Source organism: Kitasatospora sp. NPDC059673 (genome assembly GCF_042734215.1).
In the GTDB taxonomy this organism is placed as follows: domain Bacteria; phylum Actinomycetota; class Actinomycetes; order Streptomycetales; family Streptomycetaceae; genus Kitasatospora.
Genome location: NZ_JBHWEN010000002.1, coordinates 140,550 through 157,846, shown reverse-complemented (window position 1 = coordinate 157,846; position 17,297 = coordinate 140,550). Strand labels below are relative to the sequence as shown.

Genomic DNA, 17,297 nt, shown 5'->3' with positions numbered 1-17,297 from the left:
GTCTCTGGCGGTCATGCCTTGGCAATCAGGCCTGCTGGAAATGTTCGCAATGTGTGGATTTGATCGACAGGTTTCGGGTCATAGGGGCATGGGGTGAAAGCCATATAGAATGCTCGCTTTGGCGCCGGGAAGTGTCAGGAGCTGATCGGTGGAAGTGTTAACCGGATCGGGCTGCGAAGCTCGGAGGGTGGATGCTCGGTGCGACACCGGTGTCATTGGCCTACCTGGAGCTGGCCGGCCAAGGGGAGATGTACCGGTTTCGTCGATCTCTGGATCGGCATGCGGTTTCTGGCGCAGAAGGCTGACTGGTTGGCGGCGACGTCAGGCCTGGACTGTCCAGGATGATAATCATCAGTGGAGCGAACATGGAAGGTGATTAAATGAGTGGATCGGCGGGGCGCATTATTTTTCTCAATGGCACGTCCAGCTCGGGAAAATCGAGCATTGCGCGTGAGTTGCTGGACATTCTCGATGATGAGATCTGGTTCCATCTCGGCGTCGACACTTTCAACGCCATGCGGACCAGGCGTCCGCTGGAGCAGGCCCAGTTCGACGAAGCGCTGAAGCGGACCAGGAAGGGATTTCACCGGTCGATCGCCGCGATGGCGGAAGTCGGCAACAGTGTGATCGTTGACCACGTCCTGAGTGAGCCGTGGCGGCTGTCCGACTGTCTGGATGTGCTCAGGCCCTACCGAGTCTTGTTCGTCGGGGTTCGCTGCGACGTGGAGGAGCTAACGCGGCGTGAGGTAGTCCGGGGTGACCGACCGCCCGGTCTGGCGGCCCACCAGTACGACCTGGTGCACCGTCACGGCGACTACGACTTCGAATGTGACAGTGGAGCGTACTCGCCGCGTGAGTGCGCCGAGCAGATCAAAGCGTTTCTGCCCAACCAGCCAGACTCGACCGCCTTCGGACGGCTGCGAGAAGGCATAGGTCGGTAGCCCCCGGCATCCGAGACAGCCATCCGACCAATGGGTGAGACGAGGGAGTAAGCGAACCAGAGCGAGCCGATTGGCGACTGAGGAGCCCGCTGGGGGCCAGGTCCGGACGCCATGCGATGTCCCTCGAACTGTCCTCATTGGGCGGGGAGAACTTGGGGGGCGGGAGCTCAGGGAGATCCGCGAGAGCTGTCGTCAGGGGTCCGGCCGTGGCGGGTGGTCTGCAACTCGAGCTCGGGCGAGCCGTGGTGACGGGCTGATCAAAAAGACGAGGTGACGGTGTGTCGGAGAAGGGGAACGGCGTGAGGCAAGTTCGGGTGGCGGCGGCTCAGTTCGAATGTGTGCCGGGAGATGTGGGGGCGAACGTCGAGCAGATCACGGCGCTGGCGCAGCGGGCGCGAGAGGCTGGCGCGTCTGTGGTGTTCGGTCCGGAGTTGTGCCTCACCGGATATGAGCTCGGAATGATAGCCACAGATCGGGGGCTGTGGACGGAGCCGGATGACGTGAGGCTCGACCCGGTGCGGGGCATCGGCATCGCAGTGGTGGTCAACGGCCCCGCTGCGGGGCCGGGGGATCGACCGCAGATCGTCAGCACCGTGTACGGGCCGGACGGGAGCGTGGTGACGACGTACGCGAAGGAGCACCTGTACGAGAACGAGCAGGAGGTGTTCACCCCGGGCAGCGGTGGCGGCCGGTTCTGGCTGGATGGGATCGGCTTCTCACTGGCCACCTGTTTCGACAACCACTTCCCGGAGGTGACGGCACGAAATGCGGCGCTGGGATGCCAGGTGCATCTCGCCAGTTCTCTCTATGGCACCGAGGGCGGGAGGGAAGAGCGGCGGACGGTGCATCCGGCGATAGCGAAGGCGACCGGTATGCAAGTGATGCTGGCCAACCATGTCGGCGTTGCCGGGCCGTGGACGGGCTGCGGAGGCAGTGCTGTGTGGGCTCCGGACGGATCTGTGGTGGCGGAGGCGGACGAGACCGGTCCGCAGGTGCTGGTGGGTGACCTGGAGGTGGAGATGAGCAGTTGAGACAGGCGGGTAGCCGGCGGTGGGTGCTGGGCGTCAGCGGTATTTGTCGTCGGGCACCCGGTCGGCCAAGTCGTCGAGAACAGTGAACTGGACCGCCTCGCGCAGCGGCTCGTCGGGCACGGCGTCGTCGAACTCGGCCTCGGCGTCCTCGTCCGGGTAGACCAGGTGCACGGCGGCCTCCTCGGCGCTGGCCGCCCCGCCGTCGGGGCCGACGTCGGAGCCTGCGGTGTCGGTTCCGTCCTCTACCAGGCGCCCGGCGCGCGGGGACGGCCCTTCGGTCCAACGGTCGTCGACCGTCTCCGGGGTGTCGTCGGGTTCTTCTTCGGACAGCAATTGGTCCAGGGACTCCCCGCGTGCGGCCTCCCCGGGTGTTGTGCCGTACGCGGTCGCACCGTAGTACCCATCGGGAGGGATGACTCCGGTGTCCAGCGGGTCGTTGTCGAGCCGGTCCGTCAGCAGGGAGTCGGCCGGTTCGAGAACGCCGTCGTCCTCGGCGGGTTCCGGGTCCTGGGCGTCCCAGTCGGTCATGACAGCACCTGTCCTCGTCACTCGGGGTGAGGTCCCACCCAGCTTCTTCATGCTCGCCAGGGAGCCACCCGGCTCGCAACACGGCGCGGTGGCAGCGGCCTGAGAAGGCGGTGCGGGACGGCCGGCCAGCCGGGCGTTGGGTGGCGTCGCCGTTCGCGCGGCTCACGGCGGGAGACACGCCCTCGCGGCGTGGATCGGAGGAGGTCTGTGCTGCTCAGGGAAGCGTCAAGGCGGACGGCGTCGGCGTAGCGATGGCGTCAACGTGCGGGGCGGGGCGGCTGAAGGGAGGTGGAGTGGGGTGGTCGGTGCAGGAAACGAGCGTCGGGAGGCGGTCGGCAATGGGAGAGCTGAGCGAGCGGGAGAGCCTGCGGGCAGGAACGGTGCGGCGACAGGTGGTGGTGGGGCCGTGGCCGGGGTCCGGGGCCGCGATGGCAACGGGGGTGGACGGAATGGCGGCGGACGGCGAGGCGGAGGTGAGTGAGCGGGGGCAGTGGTCGAGGGAGGTACGGTGCCGGTTCGGGTCTGGCTATTTCGAGTAGACAGGGTTGATGAGGCAGGCCAGCACCGGTGCCGGAGAGCGGATCCGCTGGTCAGTGACGTGATGCGGCGAAGTGGCCGACGGACTGGGCCGGCGGTGATGGGAGGCTGGTGCAACAGGGCACGATGAGCGGCGCGGAGGCCATGTGGTCTGCTGGCTGGCGAGATCGGAACGGTTGACGGAGGAGGTGCGCGGTGTTGAGGGTCGGAGGAATGCCGGAGTTCGTCGGGCGGCGGCGAGAGCTGGCACGGCTGGTTGCGGCCGTGCGGGCGGCACCTTCGGTGGTACTGGTGGAAGGTGAGGCGGGCGCCGGCAAGTCCGCGCTGGTGCGACAGGCGTTGGCGGAGGCCGGGGTGGCGCCGGGGCGGGTGCTGACCGGGCACTGCCATCCGTTCGCCGAGCCGACGCCGTACGGGCCCGAGCCGACGCCGTACGGGCCGGTGCTCGATGCGCTGCGACGCAGCGGTCCGCTTCTTGCCGAGGTGGCGGAGCTGCCGCCGAGCGCCGGTGCGCTTCGGCCGTGGCTGCCGGATCTCGGAGCGTGGCTTCCGGAGGAGGTCGAGGGCGGCGACGACCGGTACCGGCTGGTGCAGGGCGTGCGGGCGCTGCTCGGCGCACTGGGCGGCGTGGTGCTGCTGATCGAGGACGCGCAGTGGGCGGACCGGGCGAGCCGCGAACTGTTGCTGCTGCTGGCCAGGGATCCGCTGCCGGGCCTGTCGTTGCTGGTGACCTACCGGGCGGAGGAGACGGTGGCAGGCGCGCCGGTGCTGGGTGCGGCCTACCGCTGCCCGCCGGGGGTGGTCGGCGGGACGATGCAGCTCGGGCCTCTGGCAGAAGCCGAGGTGCGGGAGCTGGTCGGCCAGGAGTGGGGCGCTGATGTGGTGCCGGGGCTGGCGGCCGTGCTGGGCGAGAGGTCTGGCGGCCTGCCGGCGGTCGTCCTGGAGGACCTGGCGGCCTTGCGTGACAGCGGCCCGCACCCGGAACCCGTTGCGGCGCTGACCGCCGCCGAGCCACCGCGGGGCTTGTGGGACGCGGTCACCGAACGGCTGTCCACGTTCGGACCGGACGCGCTCGCGGTGGCGGAGACAGCCGCGGTGCTGGGCGAGCCCGCCGGGGAGGAGATGATCGGCGAGGTGGCGCGGTTGTCGGCCGAACGGGTGGCGGCGGGCCTGGTGGAGGCGCTGCGGGCGGGGGTGCTGGGCGAGCCCACCGCAGCCCGGTACGCCTTCCGCAGGGAACTGGTCCGGCAGGTGGCGTACCGGCGTATTCCGGGTCCGTTGCGGTCGGCGCTGCACCGGCGGGCGATCGCTGTGCTGCGCAGCCACGAGCCACAGCCGCTCGCCCGGATCGCCGCACACACCCGGGCGCTCGGTGACCGGGAGGCATGGCAGCAGGTGGCCGAAGCAGCGGCCGAGCAGGCGGCGGAGCAGGGTGATCCGGCGGCGGCCGGGCTGCTGCTGCGCGAACTGCTGGCTGACACGGATGTGGTGTCCGAGCGGCGGGTGCGGGCTGCCCGGGCCCTGTCGGCGATCGCCGCGAACGCCGCCGACGACGCAGCAAGCACCGCGGCGCTGGCCGGCATCATCGCCGACCCCCGTCTGCCGGTCGGCGACCGGGGCGAGATCCGGCTGACACTCGGTCTGCGGATGGCCGTTCAGGGCGGTGACCGTGCGGGGTTCGCGCAGATCGAGCGCGCTGCCGATGAACTTGCCGAGCGTCCCTCACGGGCGGCGCGGGCGTTGCTCGCGCTCGCGATGAACGAACGCGCCGGCGCCGGTGCCGCCGCCCGGGAACGCATGGCGAAAGCTGCGGCCGCACTGGAGATGGAACCGGACGAGGAGGTCACCGCTGCCTACCGGGCCACCCTCCTGACCTTTCAGGCCCGGGAGGGCGACCCCGAATTGTGGCCCGAGCTGGATCGGTTGCCGCGCCACTCCACCAACCCCGAGGTGGTCCGGCAGACCACCCGCGCCCTGTACAACGTCGGCGACATCGCTCTCGACACCGGGCACGACCAGCAGGCGGGTCGGCTGCTCGCCGAGAGCCGGGCGCTGGCCCGGCAAGCTGCGATCGCCTACCTGGAGTGCTACAGCCGGATTGCCCTGCTGCGGTTGGACGGGCTGGCGGGGCGCTGGCAGGGGCTCGAAGAACGGTTCGCGGTGTTGGGGACAGAGTTTCCCGACGTGGCCATGGCGGGCGCCGAACGAGCCATGTTGCTGGGCCGGTTGGCGGCCGCCCGGGGGAGACTGGCGGTGGCCAGGGCAGAGTTCACCAGCGCGGCCAGGTACGGCGAGCGGGAATCGCAGGTCACCGCCGCGCTGCGGGCTGCCGCCGGTCTTGGTTCGCTCGAACTGGCCGAGCACGGCGGGGCGGCTGCTGCTGCGGTGGTGGGGCCCGCGGTGGCGATCCTGCGGCAGGCGGGGGCCTGGGCGCGTAGCGCGGAGCTGCTGCCGGTGGCGGTGGAAACCGCACGAGCGGTCGGCGACATCGACGCCGCCCGTCACCTCACCGAGGAAGCGGCGGAGGCGCTGGAAGGCGTCGATGCGCCGGCGGCGCACGCCGGACTCGAACTGGCCAGGGGCTACCTGCTGGACGGCGTCGGCAGCGGCGACGGCGCGGCCGGGGCCTTTGGGCGGGCGCGGGACGCCTGGCGGGCGATCGGCCGCCCGTACGAGGCCGCCCGTGCGGAGGAGCGGCTGGCCCGGGTGCTGGCCGAGCACGATGCGCAGAGTGCGGCCGAGCGACTGGCCGCCGCAGAGGCGACGTTCACCACGCTCGGGGCCGCGTCCGACGCGGCACGCTGCCAACACGTCCGGCGTGATCTTGGTCTCGGGCGGATGGCGTCGCCGGGGCGGCGGGGCTACGGCGAGGCACTGTCGCCACGCGAGCGACAGGTCGCGGAACTGGTCGGGCAGGGGATCAGCAACCAGGACATCGCCCAGGCGCTGTTCCTGTCGCCGCGCACGGTCGAGCACCACGTGGCGAGCGTGCTGCGGAAGCTCGGGGTGGGGCGGAAGGAGGTGGCGGAGGCGTTGGCAGCGACATGACGGCCGGTGAGCCGATGGGCGCGGGTGCCGAGTTGGCGGGTGCGGGCGGAGAGCCGCCGGGCCGGGGAGCCACAGGGCTCAGGGACGCGGGCGAGGGGTCAGGCGGGCGAGGTGGGAGAGGGTGGCACGGCGGGTCTGGCGTTCGACGAAGCCACGGCGGGGGCAGCGCGGGGTGGGGTGCTCGGCGAGGGCGGTGAAGTGCTCGCTGGCGTAGAGGCGGAAGCGTTCGCGGCGGGTCATCCGGATCTCCTGACTGGGGGTGGGGAGAGCGAATACCAGCTTTGCGGTGGGACGGTGGGCTGATCAATGCGTAGGGGATACCCATCCGGCGCGGCGAAGAGTGCGTAGTGGCAGGAGTGGGTCGGCAGGACCCGCCGCCAGGACACGCCGACGGGACATGCTGGCGGGACACGCCGACAGGGCAGGTCGACAGGGCAGGTCGAAAGGAGAAGGAGTTCAGCGGATGACGTGCGGGAGGAAGCGGGCGCCCTGGTGGGTGATGGGGCTGTCGTCGGTTTCGCGGATGCCGAGGCCGGCGGATTCGCCGTCGACGACCCAGGTGCCGAGGACGGGACGGTTGCCGTCGAAGTCGGGGAGGGGGTGGTACTGCTGGTAGCAGTGGCCTTCGGCGCCGTAGCGGTCCGGGTCGCCGGCCCAGTCGGCGAGACGGGTCTGGGTGCCGTCCGGTTCGACGATGCGGATGCCGGCGCCCTCGCGGCCCAGCAGCGGCTTGGCGGCGTAGCCGGGGCCGTCGGGGTCGGCGAGCTCGCGCGGGCCGTCGAGGTAGGCGGGCAGCAGGTTCGGGTGGCCGGGGTTGAGTTCCCAGAGGACGGCCAGCAGCGCCTTGTTGGACAGCAGCATCTTCCAGGCGGGCTCGATCCACAGGGTGGAGCCGGTGCCGCCGCCGAGGTCGATGACGTCGAGGAGCTGGTCGGTGAACTCGTCCTCGGCGAGCCACTCCCAGGGGTAGAGCTTGAACACGGAGCGGATGAAGCGGTGTTCGAGATCGACGAAGCGGCCGGTCAGGCCGTCCCAGCCGATGTCCTCCATGGCGATGCCGACGGTCTGCAGTCCGGCCTGTTCGGCGCACTCCTGGAGGTAGAGGGTGGTCAGCCAGTCCTCGCCCTCGGTGTCGCCGCGGGAGTGGGCGAAGTGCACGGGCCCGGGCGGCAGCAGGTGCTTCTGACGGTGCCAGGAGGCGATCAGGCGTTCGTGGAGGGAGTTCCACTGGTCGGCGTCGGGGAAGCGGTCCTCCAGCCAGAACCACTGCGGTCCGGCGGCCTCGATCAGCGAGGTGGGGGTGTCGGCGTTGTACTCGAACAGCTTGGCGGGGCCGGTGCCGTCGTAGGCGAGGTCGAATCGGCCGTACACGCTGGGCTGTTCGTCGCGGCGGTGCCAGGATTCTGCGACGACCGCGGCGAGCCGGGGGTCGGTGATGCCGAAGTCGGCGAAGCGGCCGGTGCGTACCACGTGGTCGGCGGCGGCGAGGGAGAGTTCGTGGAGTTCCTCGACGACTTCTTCCAGGGCCTCGACCTCGGGCAGCGAGAATTCGTAGTAGGCGCTCTCGTCCCAGTAGGGATGTGGGCCGCCCTGGTTGCACGGGTCGGAGCACATCGCGTACACGAGGCCCTGGGATTCGACGGTGGCCAGCCAGTCGGGGCGGGGGGTGATGGTGTGACGGCGCATCAGGGGTCAGCCGCCGCCCGAGCCGCTGCTGCTGCCCTTGGGGCAGCCGAAGCCGCCGCGCTTGGTGGCGGCCTTGTCGAAGGTTCCGCCGTTGACGGTGTCGGTGCCGTACCCGCAGTAGTACCAGCGTCCCGCGCCCGAGCCGCCGGCCGAGCAGGAGTGGCTGTCCAGCACCTTCAGCGTGGTCGGGTTGACGCAGCGGCTGGGCGGGGTGCTGGAGGAGGAGCAGCCGGACAGGGTGAGGGCGAGCGTGCCGACCATCCCCAGCGTGACGAAGCCGGACCGGCGGCGGGCGTCCGGTATCGGTCGGTCCGGGGCGGTACTGGCGGGCGGCGGCGGTGTCATGGCGGACCATCGTACGCGGAAGATGTGATGTTCGGTCCAGTGCTGTCGGAAACTGACGGGCGGCCAGGGAGATGGGTTATGTTTTGCCGATCCTTGACCATGGCGCGGCCCGGCGCGGCTGCCCGACCCCGGGAGAGCCCCGCTGATGAACGACATAGTCCACGGCCTTGGCGCGGCCGCCGTCTACGGCCTGGTCGGCCTGGTGCTGTTGCTGCTCGGCTATCTGCTGATCGACGTGCTCACCCCGGGCAAGCTCGGCCGGCTGATCTGGGCAGAGGGCAACCGCAATGCCGCCCTGCTGCTCAGTTCGGCACTGCTCGGCGTCGGCGGCATCGTCTATACCGCGATCCGCACCACCTACGACGATTTCGGCAAGGGCCTGATCTCCACGCTGGCCTTCGGCGTTCTCGGGCTGTTGCTCATGGCGCTCGCGTTCTGGCTGCTGGACCTGCTCACCCCGGGTCGGCTGGGCGCCATCCTGGTGTCGAACGAGTCGCACCCGGCGGTATGGGTGTCGGCCAGCTGCAACCTGGCCGCCGCGGCGATCGTCGCCGCCTCGATCGCCTGACGGTCGGGCACCTCCGGCGCGGTGGTGCGCGTTCATCGGTCGGCGCCCGGCAGGAGTTCGGCGAGCAGCGGTGCCACCTGGTCGGCCTCCAGCAGGAAGCCGTCGTGGCCGTGCGGCGAGGAGATCAACCGGAGGGCGTCGGCGTGCGGCAGGTGCGCGGCGAGTTCGGCCTGCTGGGCGGGCGGGTAGAGCCGGTCCGAGTCGATGGCGACGACCAACGCGGGCGCGGTCACCCGCCGCAGGGCGGCGGCCGTCCCACCACGACCACGGCCCAGGTCGTGGGCGTTCATCGCCTCGTTGAGGACCACGTAGCTGCCCGCGTCGAAGCGGTGCGCCAGCTTCGACGCGTGATGGTCGAGGTAGGACTCGACGGCGAACCGTCCGCCGTGCCAAGGGTGTTCGCCGGGCTGCGGGGCGCGGCCGAAGCGGGCGGCGAGTTCGGGTTCGCTGCGGTAGGTGATCTGGGCGAGCCGGCGGGCCAGGCCGAGGCCGCGGTGCGGCCCGGCGCCGGGCGGCAGGTGATGGTAGTCACCGCCGTGCCAGCCGGGGTCGGTGCGGATCGCCTGCACTTGCGTGGAGGCATGCGCGATCTGCTCGGCGGAAGCGGCGGCCGTGGTGGCCAGCACCAGCAGCGTGCCCACCCGTTGAGGGTGCGTCACCGCCCATTCCAGCGCCCGCATCCCGCCCATCGACCCGCCGACCACCAGCGCCCAGCGCTCCACGCCGAGCGCGTCGGCGAGGAGCGCCTCGGCGGCGACCTGGTCGCGCTGGGTGAGGAACGGGAAGCGCCCGCCCCAGGCTCGCCCGTCGGGCGCGGGTACGGACGGCCCGGTGGAGCCCTGGCAGCCGCCCAGCACGTTCGCCGCCACCACGAACCAGCGATCGGTGTCCAAGGCCCGGCCGGGGCCGACCAGTTCGTCCCACCAGCCGGCCGTGGGGTGCCCGGCCGCAGCGGGCCCGGCGAGGTGGCTGTCGCCGGTCAGCGCGTGCAGCACCAGGACGGCGTTGGAGCCGTCCGGCGCGAGCACTCCCCAGGTCTCGTACGCCAGTCTGCCGCCCGGCAGGGTGCCGCCCGCCTCCAGGACGAGCGGTCCGGGCAGCGCGAACCAGCGCCGCCGGCCGACCGGGTCGCCGTCCCGCCAGGCTCCGGTGGCGGGCGGGACGGCGAGGCCCAAGGTGCCGTTCAGGACGCGCCCTTCGCCGAGCGGAAGCCCGCCTCCAGGTCCGCCTTCAGATCGGTGACGCTCTCCAGCCCGACCGACAGCCGCACCAGGCCGGGCGCGGTGCCGGTGGCCGCCAACTGTTCGGCGTCCAGCTGGCTGTGTGTGGTGGACGCCGGGTGGATCACCAGGCTGCGCACGTCGCCGATGTTGGCGAGGTGGCTGAAGAGTTCGAGTCCGTCCACGAACCGCCGCCCGGCCTCCACACCGTCGCGCAGCTCGAAGGAGAGCACCGCGCCCGCGCCGCGCGGCAGGTAACGCTGCGCGGCGGCGTGCCAACGGCTGGACGGCAGGCCCGGGTAGTGGACGGCCGCGACCTCGTCGCGGGCCTGGAGCCAGCGGGCCAGTTCCAGCGCGTTGGCGGTGTGCCGCTCCAGCCGCAGCGACAGCGTCTCGATGCCCTGCAGCAGCAGGAACGCCGAGTGCGGGGCGAGCGCCGGACCGAGGTCGCGCAGCAGCTGCACCCGCAGCTTGGCGGCGAACGCGCCCGGCCCGAGGGCGTCCCAGAAGCGCAGGCCGTGGTAGCTCGGGTCGGGTTCGGTGAAACCGGGGAAGCGTGCGGGGTGGGCGCCGAAGTCGAAGGTGCCGCCGTCCACCACCACACCCCCGATAGTGGTGCCGTGCCCGCCGAGGAACTTGGTCGCCGAGTGCACGACCACGTCCGCGCCGTGCTCGATCGGTCGGAGCAGGAACGGCGTGGGCACGGTGTTGTCGACGATCAGCGGCACCCCGGCGGTGTGCGCGACCTCGGCGACGCCGCGCACGTCCAGCACATTGCCGCGCGGATTGCCCAGCGACTCCGCGAACAGCGCCTTGGTGTTCGGACGGACCGCCGCCCGCCAGGCGTCCAGGTCGTCCGGGTCGTCCACGAAGCTCACCTCGATGCCGAACCGGGGCAGGGTGTGTCGCAGCAGGTTGTAGGTGCCTCCGTACAGGGACGCCGAGGAGACCAGGTGGTCACCCGCTCCGGCCACCGTCAGCAGGGCCAGGGTCTCCGCGGCCTGCCCGGAGGCCAGCGCGACCGCAGCCACCCCGCCCTCCAGGGAGGCCAAGCGCTGCTCCAGCACGTCGGTGGTCGGGTTGTGGATCCGGGTGTAGATGTTGCCCGGCTCGACGAGGGCGAACAGGTCGGCGGCGTGTGCGGTGTCCCGGAACGCGAACGAGGTGGTCTGGTAGATCGGCACCGCCCGGGCCCCGGTCGCGGGGTCGGGCTGCGCGCCCGCATGGATCTGCCGGGTCTCGAACGACCAGCCGGGGGTGGCAACGGGGCTCTGCTCGGACATGCTGCTCCTGTACGCGTGCGGGGCGGGGACGGCTGCGCGGGCAGGGCGAAACCGTCGCGGGGAGGCGTAGTTGACGAACCGTCGGGATGCCGGGCGGTGGAGGAGGCCGCCGGGACGGTCACGGCGTCAGGTAAGCACAGCGCGGGAACGGCCCGCCAGCGGATCACCGGAGCGGACATGCGGGGACACGTGGCGACACATCGCGGAGACCTGACGGGCCATTATCGGATCGTCGGATCAGCAGACTTCAGGTAGGCGCATCAGCCGGAATGCCCAGCAGATCGAGGAAGGCAGCGGTGGCCGGTGTCGGGCCCGTGCGGCTCCACACCACCGTCTCGATCCGGGTCGGCGCGTCCGTGACCTCGACGGTCGCGACGCCCGTCAACCGGTCCACGTACGCGGCGGGCAGCATCGCCACGGCCAGGCCCGGGCCGACCAGCCGGGGCGTGTAGGCGGCGTCGGTGACCTCGAACGCCACGTCGCGGACCAGGCCGGCCGCTCTGAACGCCAGATCGGTCTGGGCGCGACCGGCCGTGCCCGCGGGCAGATCGACGAACGGCTCGGCGGCCAGCGTGCGCAGGCTCACCCGGCTGCGGGCGGCCAGCGGATGGTCCGGCGCGACGACCGCGACCAGGCGGCCGCGGGCCAGTTCACGGGCCGTGACCCCCTGCGGGCGCAAGGTCGGCGGCAGGCCGAGGAAGGCGACGTCCAGGACGCCCTGGCGGACCTGTTCGATCAGATCGTCGCTGGCGCCGACCCGCAGGCTGATCCGCACCTGCGGATGGCGGCCGCGGAACGCGTGCAGCCCGGCCGGGATGTCCACGGCGGTGACGGTGGGGATCAGACCCACCGCGAGCCGCCCGCGCACCTCGCCGACCGCCGCCGCGACCTCGGCCGCCGCCCGCTCCGCCGCTTCCAGACACTGGCGGGCGGCCGGCAGGAAGGCCTCGCCGGCCGCGGTCAGCCGTACCCGGCGGCTGGTGCGCTCGAACAGCCGGGCGCCCAGCTCGTGTTCGAGCCTGGAGATCTGATGGCTGAGCGCCGACTGCACCACCAGGCAGCGCTCCGCGGCGCGGGTGAAGTTGAGCGTCTCGGCCACCGCGACGACGTAGCGCACCTGCTGGAGCTCCATGCACCCCATCCTGCATCCATCGCGGAACAAGATCAATGCGCTGACAAACATGTGTTGGACTCATCGATCGAGTGAAAGTCAGACTTTCCGCATGACAGCGACCAGCACCGCCACCCCGTCCGCCGAACCGCTCACCACCCTTGCACCGTCCGGCAGTTCGGGCGGTGACCGCGGCGTCCTGCCGCGCACCGCGCTGACCGCGATCGCCCCCGCCGTCTGGGGCACCACCTACGTGGTCACCACCGAACTGCTGCCGCCCGGCCACCCGATGTTCGCCGCCCTGCTGCGCGCCCTGCCGGCCGGCCTGATCGCCCTGGCCGTCACCCGGACGCTGCCGCGCGGAGGCTGGTGGGGCAAGGCCGCCGTTCTCGGGGTACTGAACATCGGACTGTTCCTGCCGCTGCTGTTCACCGCCGCCGAACGCCTGCCCGGCGGAGTGGCCGGAACCCTTGCCGCCGCCCAACCGATGATCGTCGCCGTGCTGGCCGTGGCCGTACTGCGCCAACGGCTCTCCGGCCGACAGCTGCTGTGGGGCCTGGTCGGCGTACTCGGCGTCGGACTGGTGGTGATCGGCCCGAGCGCCGCCCTGGACGCCGTCGGCGTGGCCGCCGGACTCGGCGGCGCCGCAACCATGGCGCTCGGCGTCACCCTCACCAAGCGCTGGGGCCGTCCCGAAGGCGTCTCCCCGCTCGCGCTCACCGGATGGCAACTCACCTCCGGCGGCCTGTTCCTGCTCCCGCTGACCTTTCTGTTCGAGGGCGCTCCGCCGGCCATCGACGGGCGAGCCGTGCTCGGCTACCTGTGGCTGGGCCTGATCGGTGGACTGCTCACCTACGCCCTCTGGTTCCAGGGCATCACCAGCCTTCCGGTCACCGGCGTCGCGGTGCTCGGGCTGCTCTCTCCGCTGGTGGCCGCCGTCCTCGGCGCGGTGGTGCTCGACCAGACCCTCGGCCCGGTCCAGCTGGTGGGCTTCGCCCTCGCGCTGGCCTCGATCGTCGCCGGACAGTTGCCCGACCGCCGCCCCGCCCCCGCTCGGGGCTGATTGGCGATCAGGTGCCGGGGCCTTGGCCCCGCGCGCGTCAGACCCGGCGGATGACGTTGATCGAAATCGCGTCGACCTTCATGACCTTGACCACGTCACCGGCCTTCGGCGCGTGCACCACCATGCCGTTGCCGATGTACATGGCGACATGGCTCCGGTCGGACTTGTAGATCACCAGATCGCCGGGCTGGGCGTTGTGCCAGTCGGTGCCCACATTGGTTCCGGCGGTGGCCTGCGCCTGCGAGGTGCGCGGCAGCGAGACGCCGGCCTGCGCGTACGCCCACACCATCAGGCCGGAGCAGTCGAAGGTGTTCGGGCCGGTCGCGCCCGAGATGTAGTCCGACCCCTGCTTCTTGAGCGCGGCCTCCACCGCGACCTTGGCCGCGCCGCTGGCCGACGGCAGGCTGGCCGGATCGACCCGGGAGGCGCTGCGCGAGGCGGACTCGTCAGTGCCCCGCACGATCGCGGCCCGGTCGGCGGCCGACAGCGTGGCCAACAGGCGCTGGGCCTCCGCCAGCTTGGACTGCACCGTGCTCCGGGCGCCGTTGAGCACCTGGGTCTGGTCGTCCAGCTCGGCCAGCACCGTCGCCGCCTCCCGCTTCTGCTGCTCAAGCCGGCGCTGCTGCTCCTGCAACGCCTTCAGGGTGGCGGACTGGGTGCTGGCGGCCTGGTCGAAGGACGACGCCTGTGCCAGGTACTTGTCCGGGTCGGACGAGAGCATCAGCTGCATCGACGGATCGACGCCGGCGTGCCGGTACTGGTCGCCGGCCACCGCCGCCAGCCCGGAGGCCAGCTCGTTCAACTGCTCCTGGCCGCGGGCCAGCTGGTCCTGCAACTGGGCGGCCTGCTTGTGCAGCTGGTCCGCCCGCTCCTTGGCGCCGTTGTACTTCTCGGTCGCCTGCTCCTGCTCCTCCAGCAGCTTGTCGACCTGGGCCTTCACCTCGTTCTTGTTCGGCTGGGCCGGCGCGGCGTGCGCGCTCACCTGGGCCGACAGCGCGACCGCGGTCGCTGCGGCACCGGTCAGGACGTAGGTACGGGCGCGGCTCGGTTGTTTCGGGCGTCGGTGGGAAGCCATGGGGCTCCTTCTTTCTGCTCCGGCCGGATGCGTCTGATTGCGTGATCATCCGACAATGAGTTTGGTGTCAGACCGTAATCAAGGCAGGGCCTCCGCGTCCACTTCCACAGCTCCGTGAACCAGCGTGTGCAGCCGTGGCGTTGACTACCCTTCAGTGGAAAATGCCTTGTCAGGCTGGCTTGCTAGCTTGCCCGCATGACCGACACCCTCCACCAACTGCGCTACCTGCGGCCCGACGCCGACCTGGCCGCCGTCGCCGCCCTGCTGCCCGCCGGACGGCTGGTGAAGCCGGACGACAACGAGGAGGACGCCACCCCCCTGCTCTGGATGAGCGATGGGCCGGCACCCCTCGGGCTCTGGGAGAAACTGCACCGCGAGCACCCGGCCAGTGGGCTGTGGCCGCTGCTGCTCGCCCCGCTCTCCGCCGGCGACGCCGAGTTCCGCCCCTGGGGCTCCGGCGAACTCCAACCGCGCGACGCCACCAAACCCGACTGGTACGACCCCGCCGCACTGCTGCGCACCGGCTGGGAGCACTCCGCCACCCCCGCCGACGATGACATTCCCGACCCCGAGGAGAGCGCCGAACTCGCCAAGAGCATCGCCCCGTTCACCGACGGCTGGCCCGGAACGGCACCTGCCGCCCAACAACCCGGCGACCCGGACCGGGCCGCCCGCGCACTGGCCCGCGAACTGCTGGCCAACAACGCGCACCTGCGGATCGGCCTGGTACCCGCCGCCACCGGCGCCGAAGCGCTCACCGCCTGCGGTTGGACCGGACCGGTCAACCACGAGGGCGACATCGCCAAGGTCTCCGCCGTGCTGCTCGACTGGGAACGCCGCTACGGGACCCGACTGGTCCAGGTCGGCTTCGCCGACCTGGAGTTGAGCGTCGGAGCGCCGCCCCAGGAGGACGACCTGGCGCTTCGGATCGCCGCCGAACACCTCGCGTTCTGTCCCGACAACATCTTCCAGGGCGTCGGCACGATCGCCGATTACGCACCCGGCCTGGTCAACGCAGACCAGTGGTCCTTCTGGTGGGACTGACCGACCCCGGACCTCGGACCGCGGACTCCGGACCGCGGACTCCGGACCTCGGACCCGGAGCCTAGGCAACGTGCCGCCTGGCACCGGGAATTGATGGAAACCGTCAACGTCGTGCGGACCTGATCCACCTGTGCGGGCGGAGAATTGCCCTCCGGCTCACCCCGCCGGGTGGTTTGGGGTCTGTACCAGCGGGTTTGGCCAGGAACCGCCCCTAGGCTTCGGAACATCCAAAACGGGCCGAAGCCGAAAGGCCGTTGAGTGGCCGTCGGGCCACCGGAAGGAAAGGGGGTACGGACCCATGACACACGCCGCACGAGCGGAATCGGACTCCATGCTGCGCCGCACCCTCGGCGAGCGCCGCATCGCCCTGGTCGCCTGGCGGCTGCTCGTCCTGCAGAACGCCCACCCCGCCGTCGGCGCCGGAGTCCACCAACTGTCCACTTACCGGAGCCACCCCTGGCGGCGGATCGAACACACCATGGACAGCGGCAGGCGCCTGTTCTTCTCCGATCAGGAGGCGCTGCACCGCGAGATCCAGCGCCTCGAACGCAGCCACCGCCGGATCGCCGGAGTCGACGCCCAGGGCCGCCCCTACACGGCCCTCGACCCCGCCGTCCGGGTCTGGGTGCTGGTCACCCTGTACGAGGCCATGACGGCTCTGCGGGCACTCTCCGGCCGCCGGTTGAGCCCCGTCGAACTCGACAGGCTCTACCGGGAGTTCCGAGAGGTCTGTACGGCCTTCCGGCTCCCCGACGAGCTGTTCCCGCCCACCGCCGCCGACGTGCCCGGCTACATTCGGGACACCATCCGGGAGACCCTTGAACTCACCGAAGCCGCCAAGGACATGCTGTACACCGTCCTCACCCGTGCCCCAGCGCCACGCCGCCTCGGCCGGCTCCGACCCGCCTGGCCGCTGCTGCGCCGACTCGTCGCCCGCTTCCTCACCACGCTCACCCTGGCCGACCTGCCGGTCGAGTTCCGCGCCAAGTGCGGCCTGCCACGCAGTCGCGGCGCCGCCGCGCTCTCCTGGACGGTCCACCGCAGCGCGCGCCTGATCTCCGAGCGGCTGCCCGACCGGCTCCGCTACCGCACCCACCCCAGCGGCGAGCAGTCCCGGGCGGCCACCACCGCACCAGGCCGGCCGCCACGCCCGCCACGCACACCACGGCGGGACGACCGACCGGCCCGGATCGCCGCCTTCTACCACCAGGTGATGGACCAGACCGGCGACGGACGCCTCACCGCTGCCGACTTCCGGGCCATGGCACACAACGTCTGCTGGCCGCTGGAGCGCGACGAGGAGACCGAGTCCGCCGTCTACACCGCCTTCGACACCTGGTGGGAGCACCTGCTGGCCACCGTGGACGCCACTGGCGACGGAGAGATCTCCTGCGAGGAGTTCGTCACCGCGATGCTGGCCGGGATCGACCGTGACCCCGGCTACCTGGAACAGGGCCTGCACGTCGCCGTCCGCGCCATGTTCCACGCCGCCGACGTCGACCACAGCGGCCAGCTGTGCGCCGACGAGTACCGGACCCTGTTCGGCGGCTCCCGCGTCCACCCAGCCGAACTCACCCACGGCTTCCGCCAACTGGACACCGACGGGGACGGCCAGATCACCGAGGAGGAATTCGTCCGGGGCTTCACCGAGTTCTTCACCGCCCGCGGCAGCAGCACCGCCGGCACCCAACTCCTGGGCCGACCATGACCGACGCCCGGTGCTCAGCGCGCCCGGTGCCGGGAGACGCGGCAGGGCCACCCCCCGGGAGGAGTGGCCGCCGAGGGCGTAGGCACGCCGGACAGGGTTGTGGCGTCCG

At 71.4% G+C, this 17,297-nt stretch carries 15 protein-coding genes; 7 read left to right on the top strand and 8 right to left on the bottom strand.

The window, feature by feature from the left end; genetic code table 11:
• Nucleotides 1-380 precede the first annotated feature (380 nt).
• Entirely contained in the window at nt 381-941 is a 561-nt protein-coding gene (locus tag ACFV18_RS03060) for a chloramphenicol phosphotransferase CPT family protein (protein ID WP_380478585.1), read from the top strand.
• A 278-nt stretch (nt 942-1,219) separates the two neighbouring features.
• Nucleotides 1,220-1,972 carry a carbon-nitrogen hydrolase family protein gene (locus ACFV18_RS03055; protein WP_380478583.1) on the top strand — a complete coding sequence of 251 codons (753 nt, stop codon included), beginning with the start codon at nt 1,220-1,222 and terminating at the stop codon, nt 1,970-1,972.
• Nucleotides 1,973-2,005: 33 nt separating this feature from the next.
• Here ACFV18_RS03055 and ACFV18_RS03050 read toward each other — a convergent pair whose 3' ends face one another.
• On the bottom strand, nt 2,006-2,500 hold the full coding sequence (locus ACFV18_RS03050; RefSeq protein ID WP_380478581.1) for a DUF5709 domain-containing protein: 495 nt from the start codon (nt 2,498-2,500) through the stop codon (nt 2,006-2,008).
• Nucleotides 2,501-3,250: 750 nt separating this feature from the next.
• Between ACFV18_RS03050 and ACFV18_RS03045 the strand changes: the two genes are divergently transcribed.
• Nucleotides 3,251-6,085 carry an AAA family ATPase gene (locus ACFV18_RS03045; protein ID WP_380478579.1) on the top strand — a complete coding sequence of 945 codons (2,835 nt, stop codon included), beginning with the start codon at nt 3,251-3,253 and terminating at the stop codon, nt 6,083-6,085.
• A 78-nt stretch (nt 6,086-6,163) separates the two neighbouring features.
• Here ACFV18_RS03045 and ACFV18_RS03040 read toward each other — a convergent pair whose 3' ends face one another.
• From ACFV18_RS03040 to ACFV18_RS03030, 3 genes are all read right to left on the bottom strand, one after another.
• Complete coding sequence (locus ACFV18_RS03040; protein ID WP_380478578.1) at nt 6,164-6,325, bottom strand: hypothetical protein; 162 nt, start codon at nt 6,323-6,325, stop codon at nt 6,164-6,166.
• Between the two features lie 216 nt (nt 6,326-6,541).
• Nucleotides 6,542-7,771: a glutathionylspermidine synthase family protein gene (locus ACFV18_RS03035; protein ID WP_380478576.1), complete on the bottom strand. Its 1,230-nt coding sequence runs from the start codon at nt 7,769-7,771 to the stop codon at nt 6,542-6,544.
• 6 nt (nt 7,772-7,777) lie between these two features.
• Nucleotides 7,778-8,116 (bottom strand): hypothetical protein, encoded by a 339-nt coding sequence (locus tag ACFV18_RS03030; RefSeq protein ID WP_380478574.1) that lies wholly within the window; start codon nt 8,114-8,116, stop codon nt 7,778-7,780.
• A gap of 145 nt (nt 8,117-8,261) precedes the next feature.
• Between ACFV18_RS03030 and ACFV18_RS03025 the strand changes: the two genes are divergently transcribed.
• Nucleotides 8,262-8,684, top strand: coding sequence for a DUF350 domain-containing protein (locus tag ACFV18_RS03025; RefSeq protein ID WP_380478572.1), 423 nt, complete (start codon nt 8,262-8,264; stop codon nt 8,682-8,684).
• Nucleotides 8,685-8,716: 32 nt separating this feature from the next.
• Here the strand turns inward: ACFV18_RS03025 and ACFV18_RS03020 are convergent, their stop codons facing one another.
• The 3 genes from ACFV18_RS03020 to ACFV18_RS03010 all read right to left on the bottom strand — a co-directional run bounded on the left by ACFV18_RS03020 (nt 8,717) and on the right by ACFV18_RS03010 (nt 12,319).
• A complete protein-coding gene (locus tag ACFV18_RS03020) occupies nt 8,717-9,859 on the bottom strand; it encodes a homoserine O-acetyltransferase (RefSeq protein WP_380478570.1) in 1,143 nt (380 codons plus the stop codon).
• 8 nt (nt 9,860-9,867) lie between these two features.
• The gene (locus ACFV18_RS03015; RefSeq protein ID WP_380478568.1) at nt 9,868-11,187 is read right to left on the bottom strand and encodes a bifunctional o-acetylhomoserine/o-acetylserine sulfhydrylase; all 1,320 of its coding nucleotides are present in this window, start codon (nt 11,185-11,187) and stop codon (nt 9,868-9,870) included.
• A 247-nt stretch (nt 11,188-11,434) separates the two neighbouring features.
• The gene (locus tag ACFV18_RS03010; RefSeq protein ID WP_380478566.1) at nt 11,435-12,319 is read right to left on the bottom strand and encodes a LysR family transcriptional regulator; all 885 of its coding nucleotides are present in this window, start codon (nt 12,317-12,319) and stop codon (nt 11,435-11,437) included.
• Nucleotides 12,320-12,410: 91 nt separating this feature from the next.
• Here ACFV18_RS03010 and ACFV18_RS03005 point away from each other — a divergent pair, with 91 nt between their 5' ends.
• Nucleotides 12,411-13,361 carry an EamA family transporter gene (locus ACFV18_RS03005; RefSeq protein ID WP_380478564.1) on the top strand — a complete coding sequence of 317 codons (951 nt, stop codon included), beginning with the start codon at nt 12,411-12,413 and terminating at the stop codon, nt 13,359-13,361.
• A gap of 37 nt (nt 13,362-13,398) precedes the next feature.
• Here ACFV18_RS03005 and ACFV18_RS03000 read toward each other — a convergent pair whose 3' ends face one another.
• Nucleotides 13,399-14,436: an NlpC/P60 family protein gene (locus tag ACFV18_RS03000; RefSeq protein WP_380478562.1), complete on the bottom strand. Its 1,038-nt coding sequence runs from the start codon at nt 14,434-14,436 to the stop codon at nt 13,399-13,401.
• A gap of 195 nt (nt 14,437-14,631) precedes the next feature.
• Between ACFV18_RS03000 and ACFV18_RS02995 the strand changes: the two genes are divergently transcribed.
• Both ACFV18_RS02995 and ACFV18_RS02990 read left to right on the top strand, forming a co-directional pair.
• Nucleotides 14,632-15,480: a DUF4253 domain-containing protein gene (locus tag ACFV18_RS02995; protein WP_380478561.1), complete on the top strand. Its 849-nt coding sequence runs from the start codon at nt 14,632-14,634 to the stop codon at nt 15,478-15,480.
• Nucleotides 15,481-15,811: 331 nt separating this feature from the next.
• Nucleotides 15,812-17,188 carry an oxygenase MpaB family protein gene (locus ACFV18_RS02990; protein ID WP_380478559.1) on the top strand — a complete coding sequence of 459 codons (1,377 nt, stop codon included), beginning with the start codon at nt 15,812-15,814 and terminating at the stop codon, nt 17,186-17,188.
• Nucleotides 17,189-17,297 lie beyond the last annotated feature (109 nt).

Bases quoted from the DNA above. Each gene is read 5' to 3' on its own strand.
- ACFV18_RS02995 (WP_380478561.1), top strand. From the start codon at position 14,632: ATGACCGACACCCTCCACCAACTGCGCTACCTGCGGCCCGACGCCGAC.
- ACFV18_RS03000 (WP_380478562.1), bottom strand. From the start codon at position 14,436: ATGGCTTCCCACCGACGCCCGAAACAACCGAGCCGCGCCCGTACCTAC.
- ACFV18_RS03025 (WP_380478572.1), top strand. From the start codon at position 8,262: ATGAACGACATAGTCCACGGCCTTGGCGCGGCCGCCGTCTACGGCCTG.
- ACFV18_RS03010 (WP_380478566.1), bottom strand. From the start codon at position 12,319: ATGGAGCTCCAGCAGGTGCGCTACGTCGTCGCGGTGGCCGAGACGCTC.
- ACFV18_RS03040 (WP_380478578.1), bottom strand. From the start codon at position 6,325: ATGACCCGCCGCGAACGCTTCCGCCTCTACGCCAGCGAGCACTTCACC.
- ACFV18_RS03035 (WP_380478576.1), bottom strand. From the start codon at position 7,771: ATGCGCCGTCACACCATCACCCCCCGCCCCGACTGGCTGGCCACCGTC.
- ACFV18_RS03050 (WP_380478581.1), bottom strand. From the start codon at position 2,500: ATGACCGACTGGGACGCCCAGGACCCGGAACCCGCCGAGGACGACGGC.
- ACFV18_RS03015 (WP_380478568.1), bottom strand. From the start codon at position 11,187: ATGTCCGAGCAGAGCCCCGTTGCCACCCCCGGCTGGTCGTTCGAGACC.
- ACFV18_RS03030 (WP_380478574.1), bottom strand. From the start codon at position 8,116: ATGACACCGCCGCCGCCCGCCAGTACCGCCCCGGACCGACCGATACCG.
- ACFV18_RS02990 (WP_380478559.1), top strand. From the start codon at position 15,812: ATGCTGCGCCGCACCCTCGGCGAGCGCCGCATCGCCCTGGTCGCCTGG.
- ACFV18_RS03045 (WP_380478579.1), top strand. From the start codon at position 3,251: ATGCCGGAGTTCGTCGGGCGGCGGCGAGAGCTGGCACGGCTGGTTGCG.
- ACFV18_RS03060 (WP_380478585.1), top strand. From the start codon at position 381: ATGAGTGGATCGGCGGGGCGCATTATTTTTCTCAATGGCACGTCCAGC.
- ACFV18_RS03005 (WP_380478564.1), top strand. From the start codon at position 12,411: ATGACAGCGACCAGCACCGCCACCCCGTCCGCCGAACCGCTCACCACC.